1 protein-coding gene is annotated in these 1,240 nt (G+C 53.1%); it reads left to right on the top strand.

Annotation, left to right across the window (positions count from 1 at the left end; all coding sequences use genetic code 11):
* The first annotated feature begins 216 nt into the window (after positions 1 to 216).
* Positions 217 to 1,146, top strand: a complete 930-nt coding sequence (locus tag K5D32_RS25740; protein ID WP_221602322.1) for a transposase — start codon at positions 217 to 219, stop codon at positions 1,144 to 1,146.
* Positions 1,147 to 1,240 lie beyond the last annotated feature (94 nt).

The raw sequence follows: 1,240 nt of genomic DNA, 5'->3' as shown, positions 1-1,240 counted from the left end.
TCGCTTGTGTCTGCAGCGAGAGATAAAGTCAAAGGTGAGAGGGGTGAATGGCAAGCTGATTATTCGATGTGCCCTAGAGCACGCGTAGGAGCATAGCTGCCATTCACCCTTTTACTCTGGCCCCAAAGCCCGAACAGTTGAACGAGCCCAACTCGAACCATACAAGCGTGGGCAACGCCAGAGCCCTCTCACCTATGAGTGTAGGAGTTATTGGCCATGTTCTCTGCTGCGGGTATCGATATTTCCAAGCGTTATCTCGATTGCTATCTCCAACAATCCAATCATCATTTCCGTCTCACCAATGATCTTGAAGGCATGAGCGTCCTGATCCCCTGTCTTTTTGAGAAGGATGTCACTCGTGTGCTGATCGAGGCGACAGGGGGGTATGAGAAGCTGCTGCGCCATGAACTGGACAAGGCGGGAATTGAGGTGATCTGTATCAATCCCAAGAGGGTGCGTCAGTTTGCCGATGCGATGGGAATGGAGGCCAAGACGGACAAGATCGATGCCCAGGTTCTGGCAGAGTTTGCCGTCAGTTTGAAGACGTACAAAGCCCTCCCGTTCAGCCTGGAGCGTGATCAGCTCAGTGAACAGATCAAGCAGCGTGATCGCTTTATTCAGCATCGTGATGATGACAAGCGGCGATGCCAGCAATCCTCGACTTCAGTGGTCATAGATCGCTACCAGGCCCATATCGACTTCCTGCAAGTGCAGATCAAGGAGATCGAGTGCCTTATCGTCCAGACGATGAAGGACATGGACGACCAGACGGCCAAGCGTTTGATGGCGGTCAAAGGCATCGGGCTTGTAACGGCCGCCAACCTTGTGTGCTATTTGCCAGAGCTGGGTACCCTGGGTCGAGGCAAGATAGCCAAGCTTATAGGTGTCGCGCCGCTTAATCGTGATAGTGGTGAGAGCTCAAAACCCCGTTACGTCAGAGGTGGCCGAGGGAAGGTGCGACGGGTGCTGTACATGGCCACGTGGGTCATCATCAGGTATGACGCTGACTTCAAGGCTAGATACGAACGCTTACGAGAGCGAGGCAAGTGCGCGAAGGTGGCGATCATGGCCTGTATGCGAGTGCTGATTATCCGTTTGAACGCCATGGTGCGTGATGGCACGTCTTGGCGTTCAACTGCTGCCTGATTTGTTGTCGATGCCTCACTGAGACCAGAAAGACACCGACTTGCTCGACAGGGCGGGGTTTATGACGCCCTAAAATAATCAATCGAGAAAAAAA

Source organism: Pseudomonas cichorii, from assembly GCF_019719005.1.
Lineage (GTDB): Bacteria > Pseudomonadota > Gammaproteobacteria > Pseudomonadales > Pseudomonadaceae > Aquipseudomonas > Aquipseudomonas cichorii_E.
This window is presented reverse-complemented; position numbering and strand designations above follow the sequence as displayed.